This is a genomic window from Marinobacter sp. MA (assembly GCF_048298425.1).
Classification (GTDB): domain Bacteria; phylum Pseudomonadota; class Gammaproteobacteria; order Pseudomonadales; family Oleiphilaceae; genus Marinobacter; species Marinobacter salsuginis.
In genome coordinates this window covers 789,460-812,101 of sequence record NZ_CP103058.1, presented here as the reverse complement: position 1 = coordinate 812,101, position 22,642 = coordinate 789,460, and the positions used below count along the sequence as shown (strand labels likewise).

Annotated in this window: 19 protein-coding genes; 9 read left to right on the top strand and 10 right to left on the bottom strand. The window is 57.1% G+C overall.

From position 1 onward, the window contains the following. Window positions 1-18: 18 nt before the first annotated feature. Window positions 19-1,272 (bottom strand): lipid IV(A) 3-deoxy-D-manno-octulosonic acid transferase, encoded by a 1,254-nt coding sequence (waaA, locus tag NUW46_RS03740; RefSeq protein ID WP_418141390.1) that lies wholly within the window; start codon window positions 1,270-1,272, stop codon window positions 19-21. A gap of 121 nt (window positions 1,273-1,393) precedes the next feature. On the opposite strand from waaA, the gene lpxL reads away from it, so the two are divergent. From lpxL to NUW46_RS03720, 4 genes are read left to right on the top strand one after another with little or no spacing between them, the layout of a single operon-like run. Continuing rightward, the gene (gene lpxL / locus NUW46_RS03735) at window positions 1,394-2,341 is read left to right on the top strand and encodes an LpxL/LpxP family Kdo(2)-lipid IV(A) lauroyl/palmitoleoyl acyltransferase (protein WP_083231882.1); all 948 of its coding nucleotides are present in this window, start codon (window positions 1,394-1,396) and stop codon (window positions 2,339-2,341) included. A gap of 47 nt (window positions 2,342-2,388) precedes the next feature. Then, window positions 2,389-3,384 carry a mitochondrial fission ELM1 family protein gene (locus tag NUW46_RS03730; RefSeq protein WP_069185127.1) on the top strand — a complete coding sequence of 332 codons (996 nt, stop codon included), beginning with the start codon at window positions 2,389-2,391 and terminating at the stop codon, window positions 3,382-3,384. Beyond that, a complete protein-coding gene (locus NUW46_RS03725) occupies window positions 3,381-4,496 on the top strand; it encodes a glycosyltransferase family 4 protein (RefSeq protein WP_418141389.1) in 1,116 nt (371 codons plus the stop codon). The genes NUW46_RS03730 and NUW46_RS03725 overlap by 4 nt, the downstream gene beginning before the upstream one ends. Further along, a complete protein-coding gene (locus tag NUW46_RS03720) occupies window positions 4,493-5,548 on the top strand; it encodes a glycosyltransferase (RefSeq protein WP_418141388.1) in 1,056 nt (351 codons plus the stop codon). The genes NUW46_RS03725 and NUW46_RS03720 overlap by 4 nt, the downstream gene beginning before the upstream one ends. Before the next feature lie 23 nt (window positions 5,549-5,571). Here NUW46_RS03720 and NUW46_RS03715 read toward each other — a convergent pair whose 3' ends face one another. Beyond that, on the bottom strand, window positions 5,572-6,366 hold the full coding sequence (locus tag NUW46_RS03715; RefSeq protein ID WP_418141387.1) for a glycosyltransferase family 2 protein: 795 nt from the start codon (window positions 6,364-6,366) through the stop codon (window positions 5,572-5,574). Window positions 6,367-6,498: 132 nt separating this feature from the next. Here NUW46_RS03715 and NUW46_RS03710 point away from each other — a divergent pair, with 132 nt between their 5' ends. The 3 genes from NUW46_RS03710 to NUW46_RS03700 are packed head-to-tail and all read left to right on the top strand — an operon-like array spanning window position 6,499 to window position 10,825. Then, window positions 6,499-7,920 (top strand): mannose-1-phosphate guanylyltransferase/mannose-6-phosphate isomerase, encoded by a 1,422-nt coding sequence (locus NUW46_RS03710; protein ID WP_418141386.1) that lies wholly within the window; start codon window positions 6,499-6,501, stop codon window positions 7,918-7,920. Next, on the top strand, window positions 7,917-8,822 hold the full coding sequence (locus tag NUW46_RS03705; protein ID WP_305967122.1) for a lysophospholipid acyltransferase family protein: 906 nt from the start codon (window positions 7,917-7,919) through the stop codon (window positions 8,820-8,822). Before NUW46_RS03710 ends, NUW46_RS03705 begins: the two co-directional genes overlap by 4 nt. Further along, window positions 8,816-10,825, top strand: coding sequence for a glycosyltransferase (locus tag NUW46_RS03700; RefSeq protein ID WP_418141385.1), 2,010 nt, complete (start codon window positions 8,816-8,818; stop codon window positions 10,823-10,825). Before NUW46_RS03705 ends, NUW46_RS03700 begins: the two co-directional genes overlap by 7 nt. Here NUW46_RS03700 and NUW46_RS03695 read toward each other — a convergent pair. The 4 genes from NUW46_RS03695 to NUW46_RS03680 all read right to left on the bottom strand — a co-directional run bounded on the left by NUW46_RS03695 (window position 10,784) and on the right by NUW46_RS03680 (window position 14,776). Next, on the bottom strand, window positions 10,784-11,830 hold the full coding sequence (locus NUW46_RS03695; protein ID WP_418141384.1) for a hypothetical protein: 1,047 nt from the start codon (window positions 11,828-11,830) through the stop codon (window positions 10,784-10,786). The two genes, NUW46_RS03700 and NUW46_RS03695, sit on opposite strands and share 42 nt — an antisense overlap. Window positions 11,831-11,864: 34 nt before the next feature. Continuing rightward, window positions 11,865-12,944: a CDP-glycerol glycerophosphotransferase family protein gene (locus NUW46_RS03690; protein ID WP_305967119.1), complete on the bottom strand. Its 1,080-nt coding sequence runs from the start codon at window positions 12,942-12,944 to the stop codon at window positions 11,865-11,867. Then, on the bottom strand, window positions 12,945-13,943 hold the full coding sequence (locus tag NUW46_RS03685) for a glycosyltransferase family 4 protein (protein ID WP_418141383.1): 999 nt from the start codon (window positions 13,941-13,943) through the stop codon (window positions 12,945-12,947). A 116-nt stretch (window positions 13,944-14,059) separates the two neighbouring features. Then, window positions 14,060-14,776, bottom strand: a complete 717-nt coding sequence (locus NUW46_RS03680; RefSeq protein WP_418141382.1) for a 3-deoxy-D-manno-octulosonic acid kinase — start codon at window positions 14,774-14,776, stop codon at window positions 14,060-14,062. A gap of 155 nt (window positions 14,777-14,931) precedes the next feature. Here NUW46_RS03680 and NUW46_RS03675 point away from each other — a divergent pair, with 155 nt between their 5' ends. After that, the gene (locus NUW46_RS03675; RefSeq protein WP_418141381.1) at window positions 14,932-15,996 is read left to right on the top strand and encodes a glycosyltransferase family 9 protein; all 1,065 of its coding nucleotides are present in this window, start codon (window positions 14,932-14,934) and stop codon (window positions 15,994-15,996) included. A gap of 38 nt (window positions 15,997-16,034) precedes the next feature. Here the strand turns inward: NUW46_RS03675 and NUW46_RS03670 are convergent, their stop codons facing one another. From NUW46_RS03670 to glnE, 3 genes are all read right to left on the bottom strand, one after another. Next, window positions 16,035-16,442, bottom strand: coding sequence for a DUF6165 family protein (locus NUW46_RS03670; protein WP_418141380.1), 408 nt, complete (start codon window positions 16,440-16,442; stop codon window positions 16,035-16,037). An 88-nt stretch (window positions 16,443-16,530) separates the two neighbouring features. After that, window positions 16,531-17,457 (bottom strand): branched-chain amino acid transaminase, encoded by a 927-nt coding sequence (locus tag NUW46_RS03665; protein ID WP_069185114.1) that lies wholly within the window; start codon window positions 17,455-17,457, stop codon window positions 16,531-16,533. A gap of 77 nt (window positions 17,458-17,534) precedes the next feature. Beyond that, on the bottom strand, window positions 17,535-20,441 hold the full coding sequence (gene glnE, locus NUW46_RS03660; protein ID WP_418141379.1) for a bifunctional [glutamate--ammonia ligase]-adenylyl-L-tyrosine phosphorylase/[glutamate--ammonia-ligase] adenylyltransferase: 2,907 nt from the start codon (window positions 20,439-20,441) through the stop codon (window positions 17,535-17,537). 80 nt (window positions 20,442-20,521) lie between these two features. Between glnE and NUW46_RS03655 the strand changes: the two genes are divergently transcribed. Then, window positions 20,522-21,700 (top strand): ion channel, encoded by a 1,179-nt coding sequence (locus NUW46_RS03655; protein WP_418141378.1) that lies wholly within the window; start codon window positions 20,522-20,524, stop codon window positions 21,698-21,700. A 27-nt stretch (window positions 21,701-21,727) separates the two neighbouring features. Here NUW46_RS03655 and NUW46_RS03650 read toward each other — a convergent pair whose 3' ends face one another. Further along, a complete protein-coding gene (locus NUW46_RS03650; RefSeq protein ID WP_418142008.1) occupies window positions 21,728-22,591 on the bottom strand; it encodes a CYTH domain-containing protein in 864 nt (287 codons plus the stop codon). Window positions 22,592-22,642: the final 51 nt, after the last annotated feature.

Sequence of the window (22,642 nt, the reverse complement as noted above, 5' to 3'; positions counted from 1 at the left end):
TGAACAATGGGTAATGGGTCAAACCCGCTCAATAATACCATCCACCACTTTGTCGAGCGCCCCGCGGTTCTTGTTCACAACCTCCAATGCCCGAAGACCAATCGCCTCGCGCTCCCGGTGATCACTAAACAGCGACGACACATGAGCGGCCAGATCGTCTGCATCGGAAACCAGTTTTACGCCCCGGTCATCCAGCAGACGCTGGTAGATTGTCTCGAAATTGAAGAAGTGAGGACCTGAAAACACGGGAATTCCCCAACCGGCGGGTTCCAGTGGATTATGGCCACCGCGCTCGATCAGCGAGCCGCCAACAAACGCCAGGTCACTGGCGCCGTAGAGCATCATCAACTCCCCCATGGTATCACCGAGGTAGACCTGAGCCCCGGCCGGGTCTTCTCCCATCGACCGTCGTGCCAGCACCAGTCCTTCCTTCAAGGTCTTTTCCGCCACGGGCTCAAAACGATCGGGATGCCTGGGGACCAGGATAAGCAGCGCGTCCGGATGCTTTTCCAACACTTTCGCATGGGCGGCAATCAGTTGATCATTTTCGTTGCCATGGGTGCTGCCGGCAATCCAGACCGGTCTACCCACCAGCTTCTGCCGGAGCGTCCTGGCAGCTGCCCGCACGTCCTCCGGAATATCAACGTCAAATTTCACGCTACCGGTGACAGCGACTTTGGCCGGTGCAACGCCGATTCGCCGGAACCTCTCAGCGTCTTTCTCCGCCTGGGCCGCCACCCAACTGATACTGCGCATGATAGGAGCGGCAAGCCCGCGAATACGCTCGTATCCCCGCGCGGATCGCTCTGACAGGCGGGCATTGATGAGGAACACTGGAACCCGTCGGGCCCGGCACTGGCGAATCATGTTCGGCCAGATTTCGGTCTCCATGATCACCAGAATCCGGGGATTGGCACGGTCGAGGAAGCGTCGGATGGCACCGGGCGTGTCATAGGGTGCGTAGGCGTACTGCACCTGATCACCGAACATCTTGCGCGCCTGAGCCAGGCCTGTGTCAGTCATGGCTGTCATCAGGATGGTGATACCCGGGTTCCGGACCAGCAGACGTCGGACCATTGGCGCAGCCGCGATGGTTTCACCTACCGAGACGGCATGAACCCACACCACCGTGCCGCTTGCCCTGGGCACAATGCCCAGGCGCTGGTACCAGTTGCGCCTGAGATCCGGAGCTCGACGTCCGTTCCACCACAGGCGTAGCAGGATGAACGGCAGAATCAGCCGAATAAGCTGGGAATAGATAAATTGCAGCACACAGGACTCCGGGCAAAACAGTGCGCTATCATAGCGCAAAACCTATTGATTTGCTTCCGATTGATCGCTTGGGCCATTGTGTCACCGTTGATCGACTGAGACCTGGCAGGACCCTCTTTACGTGAAAAAGAAATACCGCAAATTGCCGCGAAACACAGATTACTCCGCCTACCGTCATCCCCGATGGTGGCCCACGTGGATAGCCATATCCCTCATGTGGTGTGTGTCACGGCTCCCGATCCGCGTTCAGTGGTGGCTGGGCAAACTGGCTGGGCTGTTGGCGCTCCGCCTTGCCGGCAGTCGTCGGCACATCGCCCAGGTGAACATCCGTCTGTGCTTCCCGGAACTTACAGCTGCCCAGCAATCAGCGCTGGTTCGCAATGCCTTTATCGCCAATGGTATCGGCCTGCTGGAACTTGGCATTGCCTGGTTTCGTGATCCGGCGAAACTCACGGGCATCACCCGAGTCCATGGCCTTGAACACTTCGAGGAAGCCCTGGCCCATGGCAAAGGCGTTTTGTTACTGGGGGGGCATTACAGCACCCTGGATCTCGGCGGCAGCCTGGTAACCGAATTCATTGAAGCAGACGTTATGCAACGGGATCACAACAATCCGTTGATGAACGCGGTCATGACGAGGGCCCGGGAACGCCGATACGGAACTGTGCTGGGCGCGAGAGACCTCCGAGGGTTGTTCCGCAGCCTCAAGAAGAACCGTGCGGTCTGGTATGCCACCGATCAGGATTATGGCCGTAAGGATATTGTTTTTGCTCCATTCTTCGGCATACCGGCGGGCACTATTACCGCCACATCCAGAATTGCGGAGCGCAGCGGATGCAAGGTGGTTCCGTTCAGTCATTTCCGGCGCGACGATGGACCGGGTTACGACATATATTTCCACCCGGCCCTTGAGAACTTCCCCAGTGGGGATGATCTTCAGGATGCAACACTGATCAACCAGACTATCGAGCGAGAGGTGCGGCGAGCGCCTGATCAGTATCTCTGGATGCATCGACGATTCAAGACCCGTCCGGACGAGAACGACCCTGGCTTCTACAAACGCCGGTAACACAGAACCCTGGCAATACGGAGGCCGGCAGTGCATGCCGGAACACCATGGCCAAATCAGAGTCCAGAACGCAGGATGCATCCACACCGGTGGTGTGGCTTCTGACAGACAGCAAACCTGGCCACCGGAACCAGCTGAAGGGGCTTGGCAACCGGCTTCGCGTCCTGACCGGCGCAAGCACCTACTGGGTCGACGCCTCCGCCATGAAAATTCCGCTCTGGCGGGCCGTCCTGGGATCGCCACCGCGCATGCAGGAGTCATTGCCGCGCCCCGATCTTGTCGTCGCGGCAGGATCCGGCACGCATCGACTATTGCTTGCGCTGCGAAAACTTCGTGGAAGCCGGTCACTGGTCATCATGAAGCCCGCATTCCCGCTGTCTCTGGTCAGCGGCGCACTGATTCCGGCCCATGATCGCGTCCATCCAGGCCCGCGGGTACTGCTAACCGAGGGCGTTCTGAATACCATCACCCCCCTGGCCAGAATCACCGAGAAACGGGAAGCATTACTCCTGATTGGCGGGCCTTCCCCCCATTTCGATTGGGACGACGATGTTGTCCTCGGCCAGATATCCCACCTGATCGGTCATTACCCCGACTGGCGGTGGACCATCAGCACCTCCCGGAGAACACCAGAGCCCATGCAGGAACGCCTTGACGAAATGGCCGGACTGCGGATTACCGTTGTTCATCCGGACGAGACCCACGAGGACTGGCTGAGCCATCAATTGTCGGCCTCGCGAGCGGTCTGGGTCACCCCGGACAGCATGTCCATGGTTTGTGAGGCGGCAACCTCCGGGGTGCCAACGGGCCTTTTCGAGTTGCCTGCCAGATCCGGGAGCCGCGTTGTGGAAGGTGTGGAACGGTTGGTACGGAGCGGGTATGTTGCCCAGTGGACCGACCACGCCAGCGTTATGGCAGGCCGGGCCGACCACGACCGGTCGCTCTGGGAAGCCAACCGCGCGGCGCGTTGGGTCATCGAAAACGGATTGCTCGCAAAGAACCAGAAAACCAGTCAACGCCTGCACAAGGGGAACCAACCTTGAGAATTCTTCAGGCACTTCCGGCACTGTACAGTGGCGGGGTGGAGCGAGGCACCGTTGAGTTTGCCGCCGATCTCGTCAAACGTGGCCACGAATCCTTTGTTGTCTCCAAGGGTGGCCCCATGGCCGAGCAACTGCGGGGGCAAGGTTCGAAGCATATTTTCATGCCGATACACAGGAAGAGTCCCGCCTCCTTCGGGCAAATCCTGCCGATGCGAAAACTGCTCCTCGAACTGAAGCCCGACATCATTCATGTGCGTTCGCGCATGCCCGCCTGGATTATCTTCCTGGCCCTGAAAAGCATCCCGAGGCACGAGCGACCGGCGGTTGTCTCAACCTTCCACGGCATGTACTCGGTAACACCCTATAGCGCCATCATGACCCGCGCCGATCACATAATCGCAGTCTCCCAGTGCGTGCGGGATTACGTGATGAACAATTACCCGGTCCCCGAGGAAAAACTGACGGTCATCCAGAGGGGTGTGGATGTGGATGCCTTTCATCAGCGGGAGCTCCCACAGCAATGGCTCGACCGCTGGTTCCGTCAGTATCCGCAGCTTGCCGGCAAAAAAATCATCATGATGCCGGGGCGGATTTCCCGCTGGAAAGGCCAGCTGGACTTCCTGGCCATGATGGCGAAGCTGGTGAAGGCGCGGCCTGATTGCCACGGCATTATTGTGGGTGGCGCGGAACCCGGCAAAGAGCATTTCCTGGATGAACTGGAGAAGGACCGGTCGCGATTGGGCCTGACCGAAAATGTCAGCTTTCTGGGCCAGCGCAATGACATGACCAACCTGTACCTGCTCTCCGACGTAGTCTGCCATATGAGCACCAAGCCCGAGCCCTTTGGCCGGACAGTGACCGAAGCCCTGGCCTCAGGAACACCAGTTGTGGCCTACAACCGGGGCGGCGCCGCGGAAACCCTGCAGGCGTGCTTCAGGGATGGACTGGTGACGCCGGACAACGTCGAAGAATTCGCTCAGGCCGTTTTGCGTATGCTGGATACCGAGCCTCCGGTCATCGACATCCCCTACCGGTTCCGTCTGGAAGCACAGACCGAAGCGAGCCTGAAAGTTTATGAGATGGTTCTGAAGAGCGTCGCCGGTCGATCATGACGTCACCACGCCGATTAACGATTGCCCTGCTGATTGCCACGCCCGGCACAACCTGGGGCGGTATGGAAAAGCACACTGCGGATCTGGCGAAAGCGCTGGCCGACCGTGGCCATAGCGTCCATGTGATCGGCCATAAAACCTATCGGGAAAGATTCCCTGCCGGCGTCCAGTTTCATCCACTGCCGGTTCAACTCGGGCGACGGAACCTTTGGCTTCAGCTTGCCCTCCGACGGCGCCTTCGCGAACTGTCACCCGATATTGTTCACGCCCAGGGCAACAAGGCGGCGCAACTGGTAGCCAAAACCGGAAAACTTGCCAGCGCACGGGTCGGTACGGTGCACGGCACCAAGTCCAGTCACAAGGCATTTGATCGACTCGACGAAGTCATTGCCGTAAGCCCCCGGATTCTGGCGTCCCTGCGACACCCCAGAAAACACCTGATCTACAACGGTGTGGCGCCCGGGGACCAACGAATGGCAACCGTCACTGGCCCAAAGCTCCTCTCGGGAGTCACCAATGTCATCGCCGTGGGACGACTCGAAACCGTCAAAGGCTTTGATGCGCTGATCAGAGCCTGGGCCATGCTCGGCAGCACCGCAGATCACTGTCATCTGACCATTTTTGGCGAGGGCAGCCAGCAGTCACAGCTTGAACAGTTGATTCGCCAGCTGAAACTGGAAAACTCGATCACTCTGGCAGGTTTCCGGGAAAATCTGGCGCCCATCTACGAAGAGGCCCAATTGACGGTAATCAGTTCCGAGCGGGAAGGTTTTCCCTATGTGCTGGCGGAGTCACTTCTTGGTGGTTGCCCTGTTGTCTCAACTCCGGTATCTGGACCACGAGATATTCTTCCAGAAACGGCTCTCAGCGCAGGTTATCGAGATCGGGACCTCGCCGATTTAATGGCACAAGCGCTCGCTGATCTGGAGGCACTGAAGCGGAGCCAGCAACCGGCCATCGCATTTGCCCGCGAAAAACTCACGATCACTGCCATGGCAGAGCAAACGGAAGCGCTCTACCTGAGGGCGATGGGCGAGCGCCGGGCGAACTGATGGCGGCTATGCCCGGTGGCGACCTAGCGTGTATTTTCCTTCTCGAATTCAGACAGCATCTGCATCTCCCGAGCCTTGGCCAGGCGCATGAAGTTCCTGTTGGCTGCAGTAATGGAAACGCTAAGCCCGAACCAGCCATTCAGGATCTGGCGATGAAGCAGATAATATTTCAGGAACTTCACGGGAAACTCGGCGAACAGGCGGGCACTGGAAATTCGTCGCCCCTTTGCGGCCAGAAAGCGGGCCTGCTCCGTCGACAACTGGCAGTACTTTCGCTCCATCTGCTCCAGGGAAATCAGCGTGCGATGTAACACATCGCCCTTGAGCTCAACAACCCGTCCAGCTTTCACCTGCGGCCGGTCATTGTTGCTGTCTTTTTCCGGCTCGATCTCCGCCTTTTTGCGATTGTAGAGCCTGAGGATCTTCTTCGATTTATCATGGCGGAATGGATGCCGTGGGTCCGGCTGCGACAGAAGCCAGCGCATACGGAATCCCGCAATGTCCGGGTCAACCGGCTTTGAAAAAAGGGCCTGGATGTTGGCGACAAGTTCGTCTGACAACACCTCATCTGCATCCAGATCCAACACCCAGTCATTCCGGCAAAGACTGGCAGCAAACGCCTTCTGGCAAGCAAACCCCTGCCAATCGTTATGCACGAACCTTGCACCGGCCGCTTCTGCGATTTCGCGGGTTCGGTCAGTGCTCCCGGAATCGACTACGATAATTTCATCAACCCAGCCGGAAACCTTTGCGAGGGATTCTGGCAATCGCAGCTCTTCATCCTGGGTGATGTAATAAACGGATAACGGTAGCTTCATCAAAGTTCCTGGTGTCGAGGCAATCGGTTTACGGACTGGTCAGAACAATATCATGGTTGCCTTATGATAAGATGACGCGCCTGATTTTGATGTTTTTCTTGGCATTCTTTAACTCAAGCCCGGAGTGTGCAGATGATTCACCCCGTCATTATGGCTGGCGGTACCGGCTCGCGCCTTTGGCCAATGTCGCGCCAGCTGAATCCGAAACAGTTCCTGAAACTGACCAACGGCCCCCTGTCGATGCTGCAGGCCACCGTTGCGCGGCTTGAGGGCATGGACGCAGCTAACCCTCTTCTGATCTGCAATGAAGAACACCGGTTCCTGGCTGCGGAGCAAATGCGGCAATCCGGCCACGAAGAGACGCGGATCATTCTGGAGCCCTGCGGCCGCAATACAGCCCCGGCAATCGCATTGGCTGCGTTACAGCTGGCAGAGGCAACAGAAAACGGCGCCGACGATCCCCTAATGCTAGTGCTGGCAGCGGACCACCTCATCAAGGACGTTACCGCCTTTCAGGAAGGGGTGAAGAAGGCTATTCCGCTGGCGCGGGAAGGAAAACTGGTCACCTTCGGCATTGTCCCGAACCATCCGGAAACCGGCTACGGCTATATCCACCGGGGCACCGAACTGGGCCCCGACAGCTACCTGGTGGACAAATTTGTCGAAAAGCCGGACCAGGCGACCGCCAATGGCTACCTGGATTCCGGCGAGTACCTCTGGAACAGCGGGATGTTCCTGTTCGGTGCCCGCCAGTACCTTGAGGAACTGGAAACCCATCGCCCGGATATCCTCGCCGCATGCCGTGCCGCCATCGCAGATACCGCCGATGACCTTCACTTCACCCGGATCAATGCCGAGCGCTTCGCGGAATGCCCGTCGGACTCGGTGGACTACGCCGTCATGGAGAAGACGAACAAGGCCGCAGTGGTTTCCCTGGATGCCGGCTGGAGCGATATCGGCTCCTGGTCCGCGCTCTGGGAAGTCAGTGACAAGGACGCCGACGGCAACAGCCTGACTGGCGACGTGATTACCCACAACACAGCCAACACCCTGGTCCGTGCCGATAGCCGGCTGGTGGCCACCGTTGGCGTGGACAACCTGGTAGTTATCGAAACCAAGGATGCCCTGCTGGTTGCCCACAAAGACAGTGTCCAGGACGTCAAAACCGTGGTGGAACGGATTAAAACCGATGGCCGCCACGAACACATGAACCATCGGGAAGTCTACCGGCCCTGGGGTGTTTACGATTCCATCGACAACGGCGCCCGCTATCAGGTCAAACGCATCACGGTAAAACCCGGCGCCAAGCTCTCCGTGCAGATGCATCATCATCGCGCCGAGCACTGGATCGTGGTCAGTGGCACCGCCCGGGTCACCAACGGTGAGAAAACCTATCTGGTCACCGAAAACCAGTCCACCTACATTCCGGTTGGCCAGGTGCATTCGCTGGAGAATCCGGGGGTCATCGATCTGGAACTGATCGAAGTCCAGTCGGGTTCCTACCTTGGTGAGGATGACATCGTCCGCTACGAGGATCGGTACGGCCGCAAATGAGCAAGCTCAAGTATTTCGTTATTGCCGGGCTGCTCAGGATTGCCGGCTGGTTATCTCTTGCCGGCGCCCAGCGGGTGGGTCGGTTCGTGGGTTATCTGGTATGGCGACTGCCCACCAAGTCGCGTCAGGTCACCGATATTAACCTGTCCATCTGCCTCCCAGAGCTTTCAGACACCGAGCGGGCGGCTATGTCGAAAAATTCGCTGGCCCAGACCGGCATGACCATGCTCGAGGTCCCTTTGATGTGGGAGTGGCCAGTGGAGAAATGCCTTGGCCTGATCCGTGAAACCGAGGGGCTTGAACTGATCGACGACGCCATGGCTGGAGACAAGGGCCTGATTCTCCTTGCGCCGCACCTCGGCAACTGGGAACTGGCGGGTTTGTTTTTCTCATCCCGTTACAAAATGGCAGCCCTTTATAGCCCGCCGAATATGCCCGAGTTCGAAGATTACATGATCAAGGTCCGCGGACGCCTTGGCTCGGAACTGGTCAGGGGCGACCGTCGGGGTCTGGCCCGGCTCGCCTCAATTCTGCGGGAAGGCGGTGTCGCAGGGATCCTGCCGGATCAGTCACCCCGGGGCAAAGGCAATGCCTTCGCGCCTTTCTTCGGCATGGAAGTGAAAACCATGACGCTGGTGTCCAAGCTGATCCAGCGTACCGGCGCCAACGTGCTGATCACCTACGCCGAGCGCCTGCCCGATGCCTCCGGGTTCCGGATTGTCGTTCGGGAGACTGGCCCGGGCCTCGGAGACAAAGACCCTGTTGCCGCAACCACAGCCATGAATCACGCCATCGAGCAATGCGTGCGGGAAATCCCGGAGCAATATCAGTGGGAATACAAACGCATGCGCCATCGACCACCCGGCGAAATCAATCCCTATAACCCGGATCGCATATGTTGAACCCGACACTGGCCCTCCATGCACTGCTGATCATCGGGCTTGGCGGCGCGCTCCTGTCGTCGAGCATCCTGGCCGGCGCCACTCTGTTGCTCGCCATTGCCGGAATGGTGCTCAGTGCCAGGAAATCTCTTTACAAAACCGGTTGGGACAAGCCCAAAGAGCTCAGGTTGCTGCACTTTTCCTTCTGGTTCTTCGTACTGGTGAGCTTTCTGTCCTGGGCCCTGGAAGGCTTTGATTATGAGGGTGGAAAAACGTTTGGAACGCACGCCCGGTTTATCCTGTTCTGGCCTCTGATCATTGGCATCAGCTATGCGCGGGTCGGCGCACGCACGACGTTTGCGGCCATCGGACTGGTTTCCATGTCTGTCATCGGGATATTTCTCGTGACCATCGCTGCCCGCCAGGGTGCCCTTGGCCAGGTGATGAACTCCCGTTTTGGTGGCGGAATTAACCCCATCAGCTTTGGAAATCTTTCCCTCCTGGGCGGGATGTTAACCATCGTTGGCGCCATGTTTTTTGTCCGAGAAAAACGGCTGGGCCTGGCGATACTGTTTTTTATCGGTGGAACGGCTGCCGTCCTGATTTCGATGCTGTCGGAGACCCGCAGCAACCTGGTTGCCTTACCATTTCTTCTGGTTGCGCTAGTACCACTACTCAGAAAAAGGCTTCGCGTTGCCGGACTGATCGTTGTGCCAGTTCTCGTCGCCGGCGCCATTATTACCAGCGACCGCATGTCGAATTCGCTCAATGGCTTGCTCCATGACGGCCACCTGGACTCAGGAATGGAAATCCGTCTGGAGGTCTGGGAACAGGCACTGAGCATGCTTGGAGAAAGCCCCTGGTCCGGGGCAGGTCTGGGGGGGTATACCCACCGTATTGAGGCAGAAGTGGCAGCCGGCAATCTGCCAGCGCACTTCCTCGACTGTTGCACCGGGCACGCTCACAACGACCTGCTCAATAATGCTGCCACCAGCGGTATTCCGGGCATTCTCAGCTGGGCCCTGCTGATTTTCATTCCTTTGGCCATCTTTGCCCGTAACCTGACTAGCCGACACTCAGCCACAGCCCACCTTGCGGCGGCTGGTTGCATGGTCTCCATCGGCTACTTCCTGTTCGGGCTCACAGAAGCCACGTTTAATCGAACCCTGTTCCTGACCTTCTACCTACTGGCTAATGCGTCAATCGCCTCGGCCATGTTCACAGAGTTAAGCGCCTCATACGTTCGAAACAGGGCCCGCAAGGTTTCAGCGACCATCATCACGAAAAACGAAGAAGACCATATTACCGACTGTCTGAAATCCGCAAGGCTGGTTGCCGACGAAATTATTGTTCTGGACAGCGGCAGTACTGACCGGACGGTGGAACTGGCCAGAGAGTTGGCCGATGTGGTTGAAGTGACTGACTGGCCGGGGTTTGGCATCCAGAAACAGCGCGCTCTCGAGAAAGCGACCGGAGAGTGGGTGCTGTCACTGGATGCCGATGAACGTGTCACACCGGAGCTGGCACGGGAGATCAACGATCACCTGGCAGATCCTGACGCGGACGCCTACAAGCTTCCCTGGGCGGTAACGATTTACGGCAGCCGTCTGGATTTCGGCCGCAGCGGTCGAGCCCCGCTCCGGCTGTTCCGTAGGGAAGGCGTCAGCTTTTCAGACGCTCTGGTACATGAGCGGATACTGATTCCATCGGGGCGCAAGATCAAAACCCTCAGAGGCCGCCTCACGCACTACACGCACCGGGATTTCGGCCATTCGCTGGAGAAAAGCGCGAAATATGCGTGGCTCGGCTCTCTGGAGAAGCATCGTAAAGGCAAGAAAACCCGAACGATGATCTACCCTACTTTGCGGGGCCTCATGACGTTTGTGCAGGTGTACTTTATTCGGTTCGGTTTTCTGGATGGCGCTGTGGGTTATCTGACGGCCGTGACCTATGCGCAGGTAACCTTCAATAAGTATGCGGGGTTATGGACTCTGGACCGGCCGGCCCGCTTTGAAGACTCGTGATCCCCGGAGGAGCGTCGTTTCCACACCGATGCTCCTGAACATACACCGTATTTCCTCGTAATAGGGTAGCCGCGCGCCCAGTGCGGCGTCATCAATCTGGAACACCCGGATCTCCGGAAAAATCTTTTTCAGGGTAAACAGAGCGGTTGAAGCAAAGCTGTAGAACGCCAGATACGTTTCTCCGGACAGGGCTACCTCCACCTCTATCGGACGACCGGCCTGCCGTATCTCGAGCGGAAATTCCGCCAGCAAGGCCTCCAACTCTTCCCGGCTTTCCTTTCGGTGCATAAAGTACACGACGCGGCTATCAGGATGACGTTCCACCACATGCTGAATTTGCAGTTTCAGTTGCGCAAGCCGATCCTCACCACCAAAGGGCTGGCCAAGGAACCCCACCATGGGCGTCTGGCTGCTGTCACGGGCTGATGTTTTAAAGGTTCTACGAAACACCGGAAAATCGTGAACCTGCACCTGAACGAGCCCGGAGCTCGGTAACGGAAAGAAGGTAAAGAAGGCGATCACATCCGGAACAACGCGGTGAATCCGGATACCCATGGTTCTGAGGAGCCGTTTCTTGGCCGGTGAGATCCGGGAGGCGATCCCCTCATCATGAATGGCATGGTAGTAGGTTACTGTCGCCAGGCCGTCATCCACAAAAATCAGCTGCTCGCTGTCGAATCCCCGATAGAACACTTCGTGGATCCAGCTGGATTTGTTCCCGATGAACAACCTTTCGATTTTGCGTCGCGAAAGACCCTTGGCGACCGCCCCCAGACGCAGATAAAACGAACTTTTCTTAAGATAGATGGTTTCGATGCCCTGCCAGCCCAGGGCATCGGCGAGAAAAGCCATTTGCCCCTCGGTCTCCCGGTTATCAGGCCTGGCAATGACAAGAAGCGTGGTTTCAGCGCTGCAGCCATAATGGTAGCGAGCCTCGGAGCAACTGATCAGTTGGAGGGGCGTGCTCGCAACAAAAACGTTAATAGGACTGGCGGCGCTGCTCAAATCATTCGTTTCCCGGTTTGGACCTTCGAAGAATCTATCCTGAGCTTTCCGGTGCCATGCGTGCAAGTTCCTTGCGCAAACGGCGTCTGACTTTCAGTTTGCGCAGCAGATTCATCGGCTTGCGTTTCAGTTCGCCTCGCTTGTTGATCAGGAAATCCTCAACCGCATCCAGTACCCGTCCGCTGGAGCGACCATCCCTGAAGCTGTGCAACTGGTCGCAAAGGGCTCGTGTTTCTTGCATCAGGGTGTCGGGATACTGCACTGCCTCTTCCAGGGCTGACTCAACATCCTCAACTTCGTGGACGTCGATCAGATAGGGGCCCGGCATTTTCGTCCTGAAGGTAACCACCGGGCGATCCAGGAACATGAATTCGAACATGATGGACGAGGTATCGCACAGCATCACATCTGCCTGCGGAAGCAGGGGTAACAGATCCTCATCGCTTTCGACAAAACGGAGGTTATCGCCGCTCAGCTCGCGATACTGATCCACTACCGCAGGATCCATCTTTGGGTGCAGGGTTACAATGAACTTCCACCGACCATTCCGGGACAGTTCGCCGATTTTCTCCACCAGATCCGGAGCGGACGTAACGGAGCGGCTGAACGTGGAGGCGAAAAATACGACAGGCAGCTCATTTTCCGAGCGCTTTCTCTTCCCCTCACTAGGCTGCGATAGCAGAGGATCCAGCTTTGGCCAGCCAGTGTGGGCAACCCCGAAATGCTGGTATTGGGACGCCAGCTCACGGAACTTTTCCGTATCTTTCATGGCATGGGTGCAGTAGAGATCAAACCATCCGCGAATGCGGTAATGATCACTTTCGTCCTCGCTGCTATGGCCGCGCTTGTTGCGAGCCATACCATGGAATACCTCGACCTTGATCCCCGGGAAGAAATAGGGCACCCAGTCCCCGGGAACAAAGGTAGCATCGGCATTGTATTCCATAACCTCTTTTACGCTGCCAAGACGGCGCTCTTCGGACCGAAGCGGCGCCGTTGAGCAACCCGCGACAAACCACGCCGCTTCGTCACCCCGACGCAGTATCTCTTCCTGCAGCGGTCGCAGAATCGAATAGGAATAGGGTTGATTGACAAAAAACAGATACCGCCGCATTCAAGCCCTGCCCGTGAGTGTTTTATATAGCTCACCCGTCTCGCTGACGGTATGTGAGGTGTGAAAATTCTGGGCGATCCTTTGCCGCGCAGCCTGCCCAAGCTTGGCCGACAGCTCTCTGTCGTGGTAAAGCCGCTCGATAGCTGCCGACAGCTCGGTGGCATTTTTCGGTGGAACCACAATACCGCTGACACCGTCTTCCACCAGTTCCGGCATGCCGCCGACACTGGTCACCACCGGCGTCACACCATAGACCATGGCTTCAATAACGGCCCGGGGCAGCCCTTCTCTTTCTTTGGAGGGAAGCACAAAGACGTCACTGGCGGCGGCGATGGCCGGGGCATCGGTGCGGTAGCCTGTAAAGTGGATCCGTTCGGGGTGAGAGGTGGCAGCGGCCTGCGCCTGAATCTCTTCGTTATCAATGACGTCTCCGACCAGCAGCAAATGTACGTTCACATCCGCAGGCAGCTTGTCGACTGCTTCTATCAGGTCATCGAAGCCTTTTCGTGGGGTATTCCGTCCGGTGCAGCACACCACGAAGGCACCTTCAGGAACACCAAACTGGGTGAGATCGGCCTTGGGCGACTGATACCAGTCCAGATCGTGCCCCTTGTAGATTCTTTGAAGCTTGCGCTCAGGGATGTGCATCCACAAAAACCGGAGGCTCGCCAGATAATCCTTGATGGCATCGGCAACACAGACAATTTTGCTGACGCGTGGGTGCAAGAAGGTAATCCAGGACTCCGGATTGAGAAAGCTGATGTTACCGATCACACCGCGATAGGCGACGATCTTGATATCGGTGCCCCGGGAAGCCCGTAATCCGCAGGCCAGGGCCCGGGGATTATAGGCATGAATGACCTCGTAATTTTTCTTGGCCAGTTGTTGGCGGATGGCCTCGGTGCCGTCTTTGTCGAAGCGACTCTTCAGGGCCATGGGGCTGGCAACCATGCCCTCGTCGACAAGACGCTGATAATTCCTGCCCTTGGGGTTGCACATAACGTCGAGGTCAAATCCGGCTTTTCTGAGTCCGATAAAAAGTTCAGTTTCCGGACGATCGCAGGCATCCGTAAGGCATAGTATTGACGGAAGCGATCCGCCCTGTCGTGGATTGGTCAAGCGGCCATTCCCCTGTTATATCCGTTCATGAAATAACTCCAGACCTTCGCCCGGGTGTGTTCTCCGGCGACTTTCACTAGCGACCGCGAGAAGCGATCAAGATTCGCCTCTTTCCAGCGGGCTGGCGCACTGTCTGCAGTAAGTCGGCTCTTGTCGAAATCAATCAGAAAGTATTCTTCGTCTCGAACCAGAACATTGAAGCAGTTAAGGTCAGCATGCATGACACCCGCGTCGTGAAATCGACGAATCGTTTCTCCGATGGACTCCCAGGCATCACCGTCCAGTTCAGCAATAAGATCAGCTAATGGTGAAGTGTTCTCCAGTCGCTCAATGATGATGGCGGCCCGGTATTGAATCGGTGACAGTTTCCGATACCAGGCTGCCACCGGACGGGGTACGGGAAGCCCCTTGCTGAGCATTGCATTCAGTAAGCGGAATTCAGCAAAGGATCGCACATCGGCCTCACGAGTGAAGGCATAGGCATATCGGGCAAATTTCGCCACCAAACCACCCCTGCGATATTCGCGAAGCACCAGCTTGTCTTCTCCGGCCTGCAAGAACCAGGCGCCGCCGCGACCGCCGCTACTCACCGGCCTCGCCTGATCGCCCCAGGTGGCGGCATTAAACCAGTCCTGGGTAACCCTGCCCTCATAATCGGGATGAATCAGCATTGCCGAAGCCCTTTCCCGAATACAGATTTCAGACTCCACCATGCTGGGTCCCCGGCCACCGAAACAGAAAGAACACACCTTACGCGCTCACGCCAGGACGGACACGCGCGAGTGCGTTAGAATGGCGGCCAGTTTACCAATGATTGCCGACTAAGCTCCACAGCCCCAGGCCACAACCTGAACCGGATCAATATCTGATGAACTCCATCTGCATTCTTCGCCTGTCCGCCATCGGTGACGTAACCCACGTGATACCTGTTGTGCTGAGCCTTCAGGAGCAGCTTCCCGGGGTAAAGATCACCTGGGTTATCGGCAAGATCGAAGCCAAGCTGATTGGCGATCTGCCCGGCGTTGAGTTCATTGTTTTCGACAAGAAGGCCGGGCGCAAAGGGTACGCGGAGCTTCGCAGACAGATGCAGGGGCGCAAATTCGACGCACTGCTGCATATGCAGGTAGCATTCAGAGCCAACCTCGCTGCCGCGTGCATTCCCGCCCGCACCAGAATTGGTTATGACAAGGCCCGCAGCAAGGATCTTCACAGTCTGTTTATAAACCGCCGAATCAAACCGGCTCCGCAACAGCATGTTCGCGACTGCCTGGCCAGCTTCCTGGAGCCTTTGGGGCTAGACCCGGCACCACCGCGCTGGCAGATTCCCTTGAGTGAATCAGACCACCAGTTTGCCAGCGATCAACTGGCGCCTGATCGCAGAAACCTTGTGATCAGCCCCTGTGCCAGCCACACCCTTCGTAACTGGCCTGCCGAGCGTTACGCGCAGCTGGCCGATCACGCAGTTCAAAAGCACGGTATGAAGGTGATCCTGGTCGGAAGCCCTGCCCCGTTCGAGGCCGAGTATTGCGCTGCTATTGAAGCCGCGATGAAGGAGAAAGCCCACAACATCTGCGGCAAGGACACCCTCAAACAGCTCACAGCGCTGATGACTCACGCCGACCTGGTGGTGGCCCCCGATACCGGACCGGCACATATCGCCAGTGCAGTGGGTACCGATGTGCTTGGGTTGTTTGCCGCCAGCAATCCGTACCGGTCAGGCCCCTACAATTCTCTTGAGTGGTGTGTGAACCGGTATCCAGAAGCACTTGAAAAGTTCACTGGTAAAACGGTGGAACAGGCTCGATGGGGGGCCAAAGCAGAGTTCGAGGGGGCAATGGAACTGATTACGGTGGCGGATGCAACGGAGATGCTGGATCGGTGGGTTGAAGCGCACGTAACGCCCAATCCAGAATCGGGGCCCGAGTCTACCTGACGCGGGCGCCGTTTTTGAGCGCTAATCTGCCCCGGGCTTCACTTACGGGCGGTGTAGTCCTGGTAGGACTTCTCTTCCACGAAACGTGATCCCAGGGCCAGGTTGACCTCTTTCTTTATGGCAGCACGCTTGTCGTTGGTGACGTACACTGCGCGGGCCAGTTTAATAAATTTCGGGCCAAAATCCTGGGCGGCCTCCTGATCACGAATGTCGTCTTCAATCACCCACAGCTCTTCGTTCACCGCCTTCAGCTGCTTGCGAAGATCGGAAATTTCAGCAGCCTTGTCCTTTACCGCCTCGTCCCAGGTGGCGCTCAGTTCGTCCAGTTCGAGACGAACGTTCTTGACCTTCGCTTCATCCTTGATGCGCTCGGATTTGATTTCGAGGATGGTGATTTTGTCCAGCACCTCGCCGAAAGACACCGGTACCTTGATAACGTCTGCCATGTGCTCGTCCCGCCAATAAACAGGGTGTGTTAAATAACAAAGCCGCCGGGCTGAAACAGTCAACGGCGGCTTGCGACTTTTTCTGGAATCAGCCTTTTACGTGAGTCAGCCAGCCACTGTGCTCAGCCAGCTTGCCCTTGACCGCATCAAAGTACATGCCCTGCAGCTTCTCGGTCACCGGGCCACGTTTGCCGGCGCCGATCACTCGGCCATCCAGCTCGCGGATCGGCAATACCTCGGCCGCGGTGCCCGTAAAGAAGGCTTCGTCTGCGATATAGACCTCATCACGGGTGATCCTGCGCTCCTTGACCGGAATGTTCAGCTCGCGGGCGAAGTCCAGGATGGTGGCGCGGGTGATACCTTCCAGGCAAGAGGTGAGTTCAGGCGTGTGCAGCACACCATCACGCATGATAAAGATGTTTTCCCCGGAGCCCTCGGCAACGTAGCCTTCGTTGTCCAGCAGCAGCGCTTCCTCGGCCCCGCCGGAAATGGCCTCATTCAGCGCCAGCATGGAATTGATGTAGTTGCCGTTGGCCTTGGCCTTACACATGGTGATATTCACATGGTGGCGCGTGTAAGACGATGTGCGCACCTTGATGCCCATTTCTTTTGCTTCCGGGGACATGTAGGAGGGCCAACTCCAGGCTGCAACCATCACGTGCACTTTCAGGTTATCTGCTCGCAGTCCCATGCCTTCAGAGCCGAGAAACACCATCGGGCGAAGGTAAGCCTCGTCGAGGTTGTTTTCACGGACAGCGGCGCGTTGCGCCTCGTTGATCTCGTCCTTGCTGAACGGCATTTTCATGTTCAGGATGTGGGCAGACCGGAAAAGACGATCGGTGTGCTCCTTCAGGCGGAAAATGGCCGGGCCGTTCGCGGTATTGTAGGCCCGCACACCTTCAAAACAGCCGAGGCCGTAATGCAGGGTGTGAGTCAGGACGTGCGTCTTGGCTTCCCGCCAGGGAACCATTTCACCATCCAGCCAGATAACGCCATCGCGATCAGCCATCGACATTCTTCATTGCTCCTAAAAAAGCGTTTTTTCGGGGAACCGGCATTCTAGCAGGAAAATCTGCCGGAATTGAATTTGCCTCAGGTATCAATCATCACTTTTTTCCACATGGCGCGGATGTAGTCACGCTCCTCGGTAAAGGCATCGCCTTCCACCTGGCTATTGAGATTCTGAAGCGCCCGTCGATGGATGGTCGAGCGAAGCGCGATGAAGGTTTCCCGGAGCTTCTCGGCATCGTCCACAGCCATCACACCCGCACGGCCGAGCTCTTCCATCTGGCGAATATTGTCGGACCACTGGGTGAGCTCCGGATGCTCGGCACACGAGGCCAGCATCAGATACTGGACCATGAACTCGATATCGACGATACCACCAGTATCATGCTTGATATGGAACACCTCGGCCTGCCGGTTTTCGGGTGTAGCGAGGCTGGCGCGCATTTTCTCACGCATGTCGACCACCTCTTTGCGAAGCTTTTCACGGTCGCGGGATTGGCAAAGAATATCGTGGCGGATGGATTCAAAGGCTTCGAGAGTTTCACTGCAGCCGGCGACACCCCGGGCGCGTGCCAGCGCCTGATGCTCCCAGGTCCAGGCATCTTCCCGCTGATATTTTTCAAACGCCTGTAATGTGCTTACCAGAAGCCCCGAGTTGCCGGATGGCCGCAAGCGCATATCAACCTCGTAGAGTTGGCCTGACGGCGTCTGAGTATTGAGGATGTGAACAATCCGTTGCCCCAACCGGGTGTAGAAGACCGCGTTATCGATGGGCTTTTCGCCATCGGTCGCCAGTTCCGGATCGGCTTGATGCACAAATACCAGATCAAGGTCGGAGGTGTAGCCAAGCTCGATACCGCCCAACTTGCCATAACCAATGATGGCGAAATCGGTCTCACAGGCAGAACCATCTTTCCTTCTTGGGTAGCCATGGCGGCTGGCCAGATTGGCGAAGGCCACGTCCACGACGTGATCCAGAACAACCTCTGCGATCCAGGTCAGATAATCACTAACCTTCATCAACGGCAACGTGCCTTTTAGCTCCGATGCCGCTACCCGCAGAATGTGGGCCTTCTTGAAATGCCGCAGCGACTCCATCTGCTCTTCCAGATCCTCAAACGGAATCCGCAACATCTGCTGGCGCAAATCATCCTGCAACTCTGCCTTTGCAGGTGGACTGTAAAGGCTCTCGGCGTTAAGAAGTTCATCCAGCAACAGCGGCGTTTCTGCCAGTTGCCGGGCGATCCAGGGGCTCTCACTGCACAACCGGACCAACTGGGTACAGGCGCCCGGGTTCTCAATCAGCAACACCATATAGGCGGTTCGACGGAGGATGGCCTCGACCAGCTGCAACACCCTCGACAGGGTTTCGGAGGGGTTATCGACCTGGGTAAGTGCCTCAAGCAGCATGGGCATAAACTGATTGAGCCGTCTTCGCCCTTGGGTCTGAAGGTTCTGTACGGTCCGGTTGTCACGTAGATTCGCCAGTTCCGCCAACGTATTCTCGGGGGCTTCATAGCCACAGGATTTCAGCCAGTCGGCGGCTGCGCCCTCTTCCATTTCAGCGAGCCAGAGTTCGAACCATCCTTCTTCAAGCGACTTCTCATCGTCATCCTCTTCATCCTCGGTGGCGATGATATTGGCAAAATGGGTGGCCACGCGTGCCCTGTGCTCGGTGAGACATTGCTCACACGCCTGCCAGGTCTCGAACCCCATGATTGTGGCAACCAGTGCCCTGGACAGCTCATCCTCCGGCAGAAGTTGGGTCTGCTTGTCTTCCATACCCTGAAGCGCATGCTCAAGGTTTCTCAGGAAAACATAGGCTTCGCGCAGCTCACGAACCACCGGTGAGGGCAACAGCTCCAATTCCTCGAGCTCCTTCAGGATGACCAGCAGTTCCCGCTGCTGAAGCTCCCGGTCCCGACCGCCACGGATAAGCTGGAATGCCTGGACCACAAACTCAATTTCGCGGATACCGCCGCTACCAAGCTTGATGTTATTTTCGAGTCCCTTTCGGCGCACCTCCCGACCGATCATGGCTTTCATGCTCCGGAGGGACTCGAAGGCGCTGAAATCGATGTACTTGCGATAGACAAAAGGACGCAGGCTCTCCATCAGAACCTGGCCGGCCCTCTGGTCGCCAGCCACCACACGGGCCTTGACCATGGCATAGCGCTCCCAGTCACGGCCCTGGTCCTGGTAATAGGTCTCCAGTGCCGCGAAACTCAGAGCCAGGGCACCGCTCTGACCATAGGGCCGAAGCCGCATGTCCACACGGAAGACAAAGCCGTCCGCCGTTATCTGATCCAGTGCCTGGATCAGCCGCTGTCCCAACCGCACAAAAAACTGCTGATTATCCAGCGAGCGACGCCCGCCAACAGTCTCCCCCTTGCTTGGAAAGGCGAAAATGAGGTCGATGTCCGAGGAGACGTTCAACTCCCGACCACCCAGCTTGCCCATGCCAAGGACCACCATTTTCTGGTCTGCTTCCTTGCCGGTCACCGGATCAGCCCCGCGAGGTGTGCCATATTGCTCGCAGGCGTCGCTGTATAGCCAGCTGAGGGCGCCATCAATACAGATATCGGCGAAGGCACTGGTCGCTGCCATGGTTTCTGCCAGATCCGCCCACCGCATCAGGTCCCGCCAGATAATTCGGAACTGGGACTCCATGCGGAACTGCCTGAGGGCCGAATGCAGCGCCGACTCGCTATCGACCTCGGAGAGATAATCCTGCCAACGGTCTTGCAGATAGTCAGGCGTGGTCGGCTCCGCCAGCGAACGGGAAATCATCAGGGCCTGAATCTGCCCGGCATGGCGCTCCAGTGTCTGGCGCAGGAAAAGGCTGCGGGAGATTGCCGTAGCCACCACCGCGTCATCCATGCCTTCCGATGAGGTTAACCAGGCCGGAATTCCATCCGGAAACACCGATTTCCAGCACCCTGCGACATCATCCGCCAGCGGTTTCGGAAGGCTGTGCCACGGCTCGGACATAATGCAAACCCCTGTCTCTCTGTTATATTTCCGGTACTGTATAACGAACTTCCCCGCAACTGAACAGGCCGCCGACACGGATGCAACGAAACCGCCGCCCACTGAATCCGGAGCATCAGGAAACTCACCTGCCCATGGGTGGCCTGATTCGAAGCCGGATGAAGCGCCTGTTCGCAATACTGGGCGTGCTGCTTTCGGTACAGGTTCTGATCATCTGGGCAGCCGAAGACCTTTCATTATTCGAAGCTGCCTGGCTGACAATGACCACACTGGTCACCGTTGGCTATGGCGACTATGCGCCCCAGACCATGATCGGTCGGTTCAGCACCATTGTGCTGATGTTTATTACCTCAATTACCTTGCTGACACTGATCGTCAGCGACTATATCGAGTACCGGTTCTATCGACGGGAACGGATTCTCACAGGAAGGTGGATCTATAAAATGAATGACCACATCATTATTGTTAACACGCCCCAGCACGGGGGCGAGCAGTATTTCATGAGGTTTGCTTCCCAGATTCGGGAAATCCCGGGCTATGAAACCATTCCTATCATGATACTGACTCGCCAGTTTCCGATGGGACTGCCCACAGAACTTTCCGACACCGGAGTCGTGCACCATCACGGTGCAGGGTTCGACCCCGAGGCGCTAAAAGCAGTTCACGCCGGCAGTGCCAGACATATCATCGTGCTCGCGGCAGACGAAGCCGATCCCTATTCAGATAGCCTGACTTTCGACATCGCTCATCGATTGACAGAGCTGAATCTCGGCAGTCACACCATTGTCGAATGCGTCAACGACCAGAACCGGGGACGCTTCAAGGCGCTCGGTGTGAGGACCATCATCCGCCCTGTTCGAACTTATCCGGAAATCATGGTGCGTTCAGTGGTTGCCCCCGGCTCGGAAAAGGTTCTGGAGGACCTGTTCAACTACGAGCACGATCATCCCCATCGGTACGAGCTGAAGCTGGACGACCTGAACTGGGCGGACATAGTCAGCGCCCTGGTCCGTCATGGCATAGGGACTGCGCTCGCTTACATTGATGACGACAATGAAGTCATATGTCATCCGCCGACCAATGAGGAAATTGAAGGCAAGGGATTGATTGTGCTTGTTAAATCCGCTGACACACCAGAGGTGTCAGTAGTGGAGGAAGCCCTGGAGCGATACCGGGTTTTCCTGAAGCAGTGGCGAGCCCACTCCGCCGCCCAGGAAACGGGCGAAGCAGAGCCAGAAAAAAACAAGTCTCCCGGCTAGAAACCACCGGGCTCCACAATCCGCCAGCTACTGCCCTGAACTGGCCAGCTGCAACTGGAGAACACCCAGCTCTGTAGCGTTTTCGGAAAGACTACGAACCGTCGATCCGCGAGCCAGCTCAGCGACCACATGCTCCCAAAGCTCCCCGCACCCCGCGGCAGCAGCTACATTTGCTACTTTCGAAAGATCCAATTGGTCTGCAGGGAAAGGCTCGTCAAGCAGCCAACAGCTCCCCAACGCCTGAAGGAACTCGGTTACGGTTAGCGGCTCAGTATTGCAAACAATCTCCGGGCGATAGAGGCCCGCAAGAAAAAACCCCTGCTCGGCCTTGCTGATAAGATTCAGAAAAACGGGAACTTCTCGGGCCAGCTCAAGTGCCCAAGCGACCAAGTGCCTGCCGTCACCGCTTTTCAGCTCAAACTCCACCTCGTGCAGTGGCCACTTGGCTTCATTGCCAGCCACACTGCCAGAATCGAGGGCGATCTCGATGACACTCTGCCCCTCTTCCAACCAGAGCACGTTACGCTGGAAGTTGGTTTCAAACACTACCCGCAGACTGCCGAGATCCAGATCGGTACTCAGCGGTGTGTCCTCCAGAAACGACAAATCCAGATCCGGACCTGATACCGGCCACTCCCACTCTTCGCGCCGGTGGGCGCCATCGACAAATTCACCCCGGGTTTTCAAAGTCTGAATGTAGTCATCACCGGCTTTGCGGATTCTCAAAGCGGCTTTGGCGCGATTCAAATCGGCTTTTGGCGTGTCGAAATAGCGATTGACCAGGGGTTTGGTTTTTCCGGGGCGCACCTCAGTACGGGAGGAAAGCCACTGCAAAGCCCGAGCCTGTGCAGCTTCAGAAACACTTAGTTTGATTTCCAGTTCGGTTGCCATTGCCACGACCTTTTCTCATGCTCATAAACACAAAAACCGGCGACCCTGAGG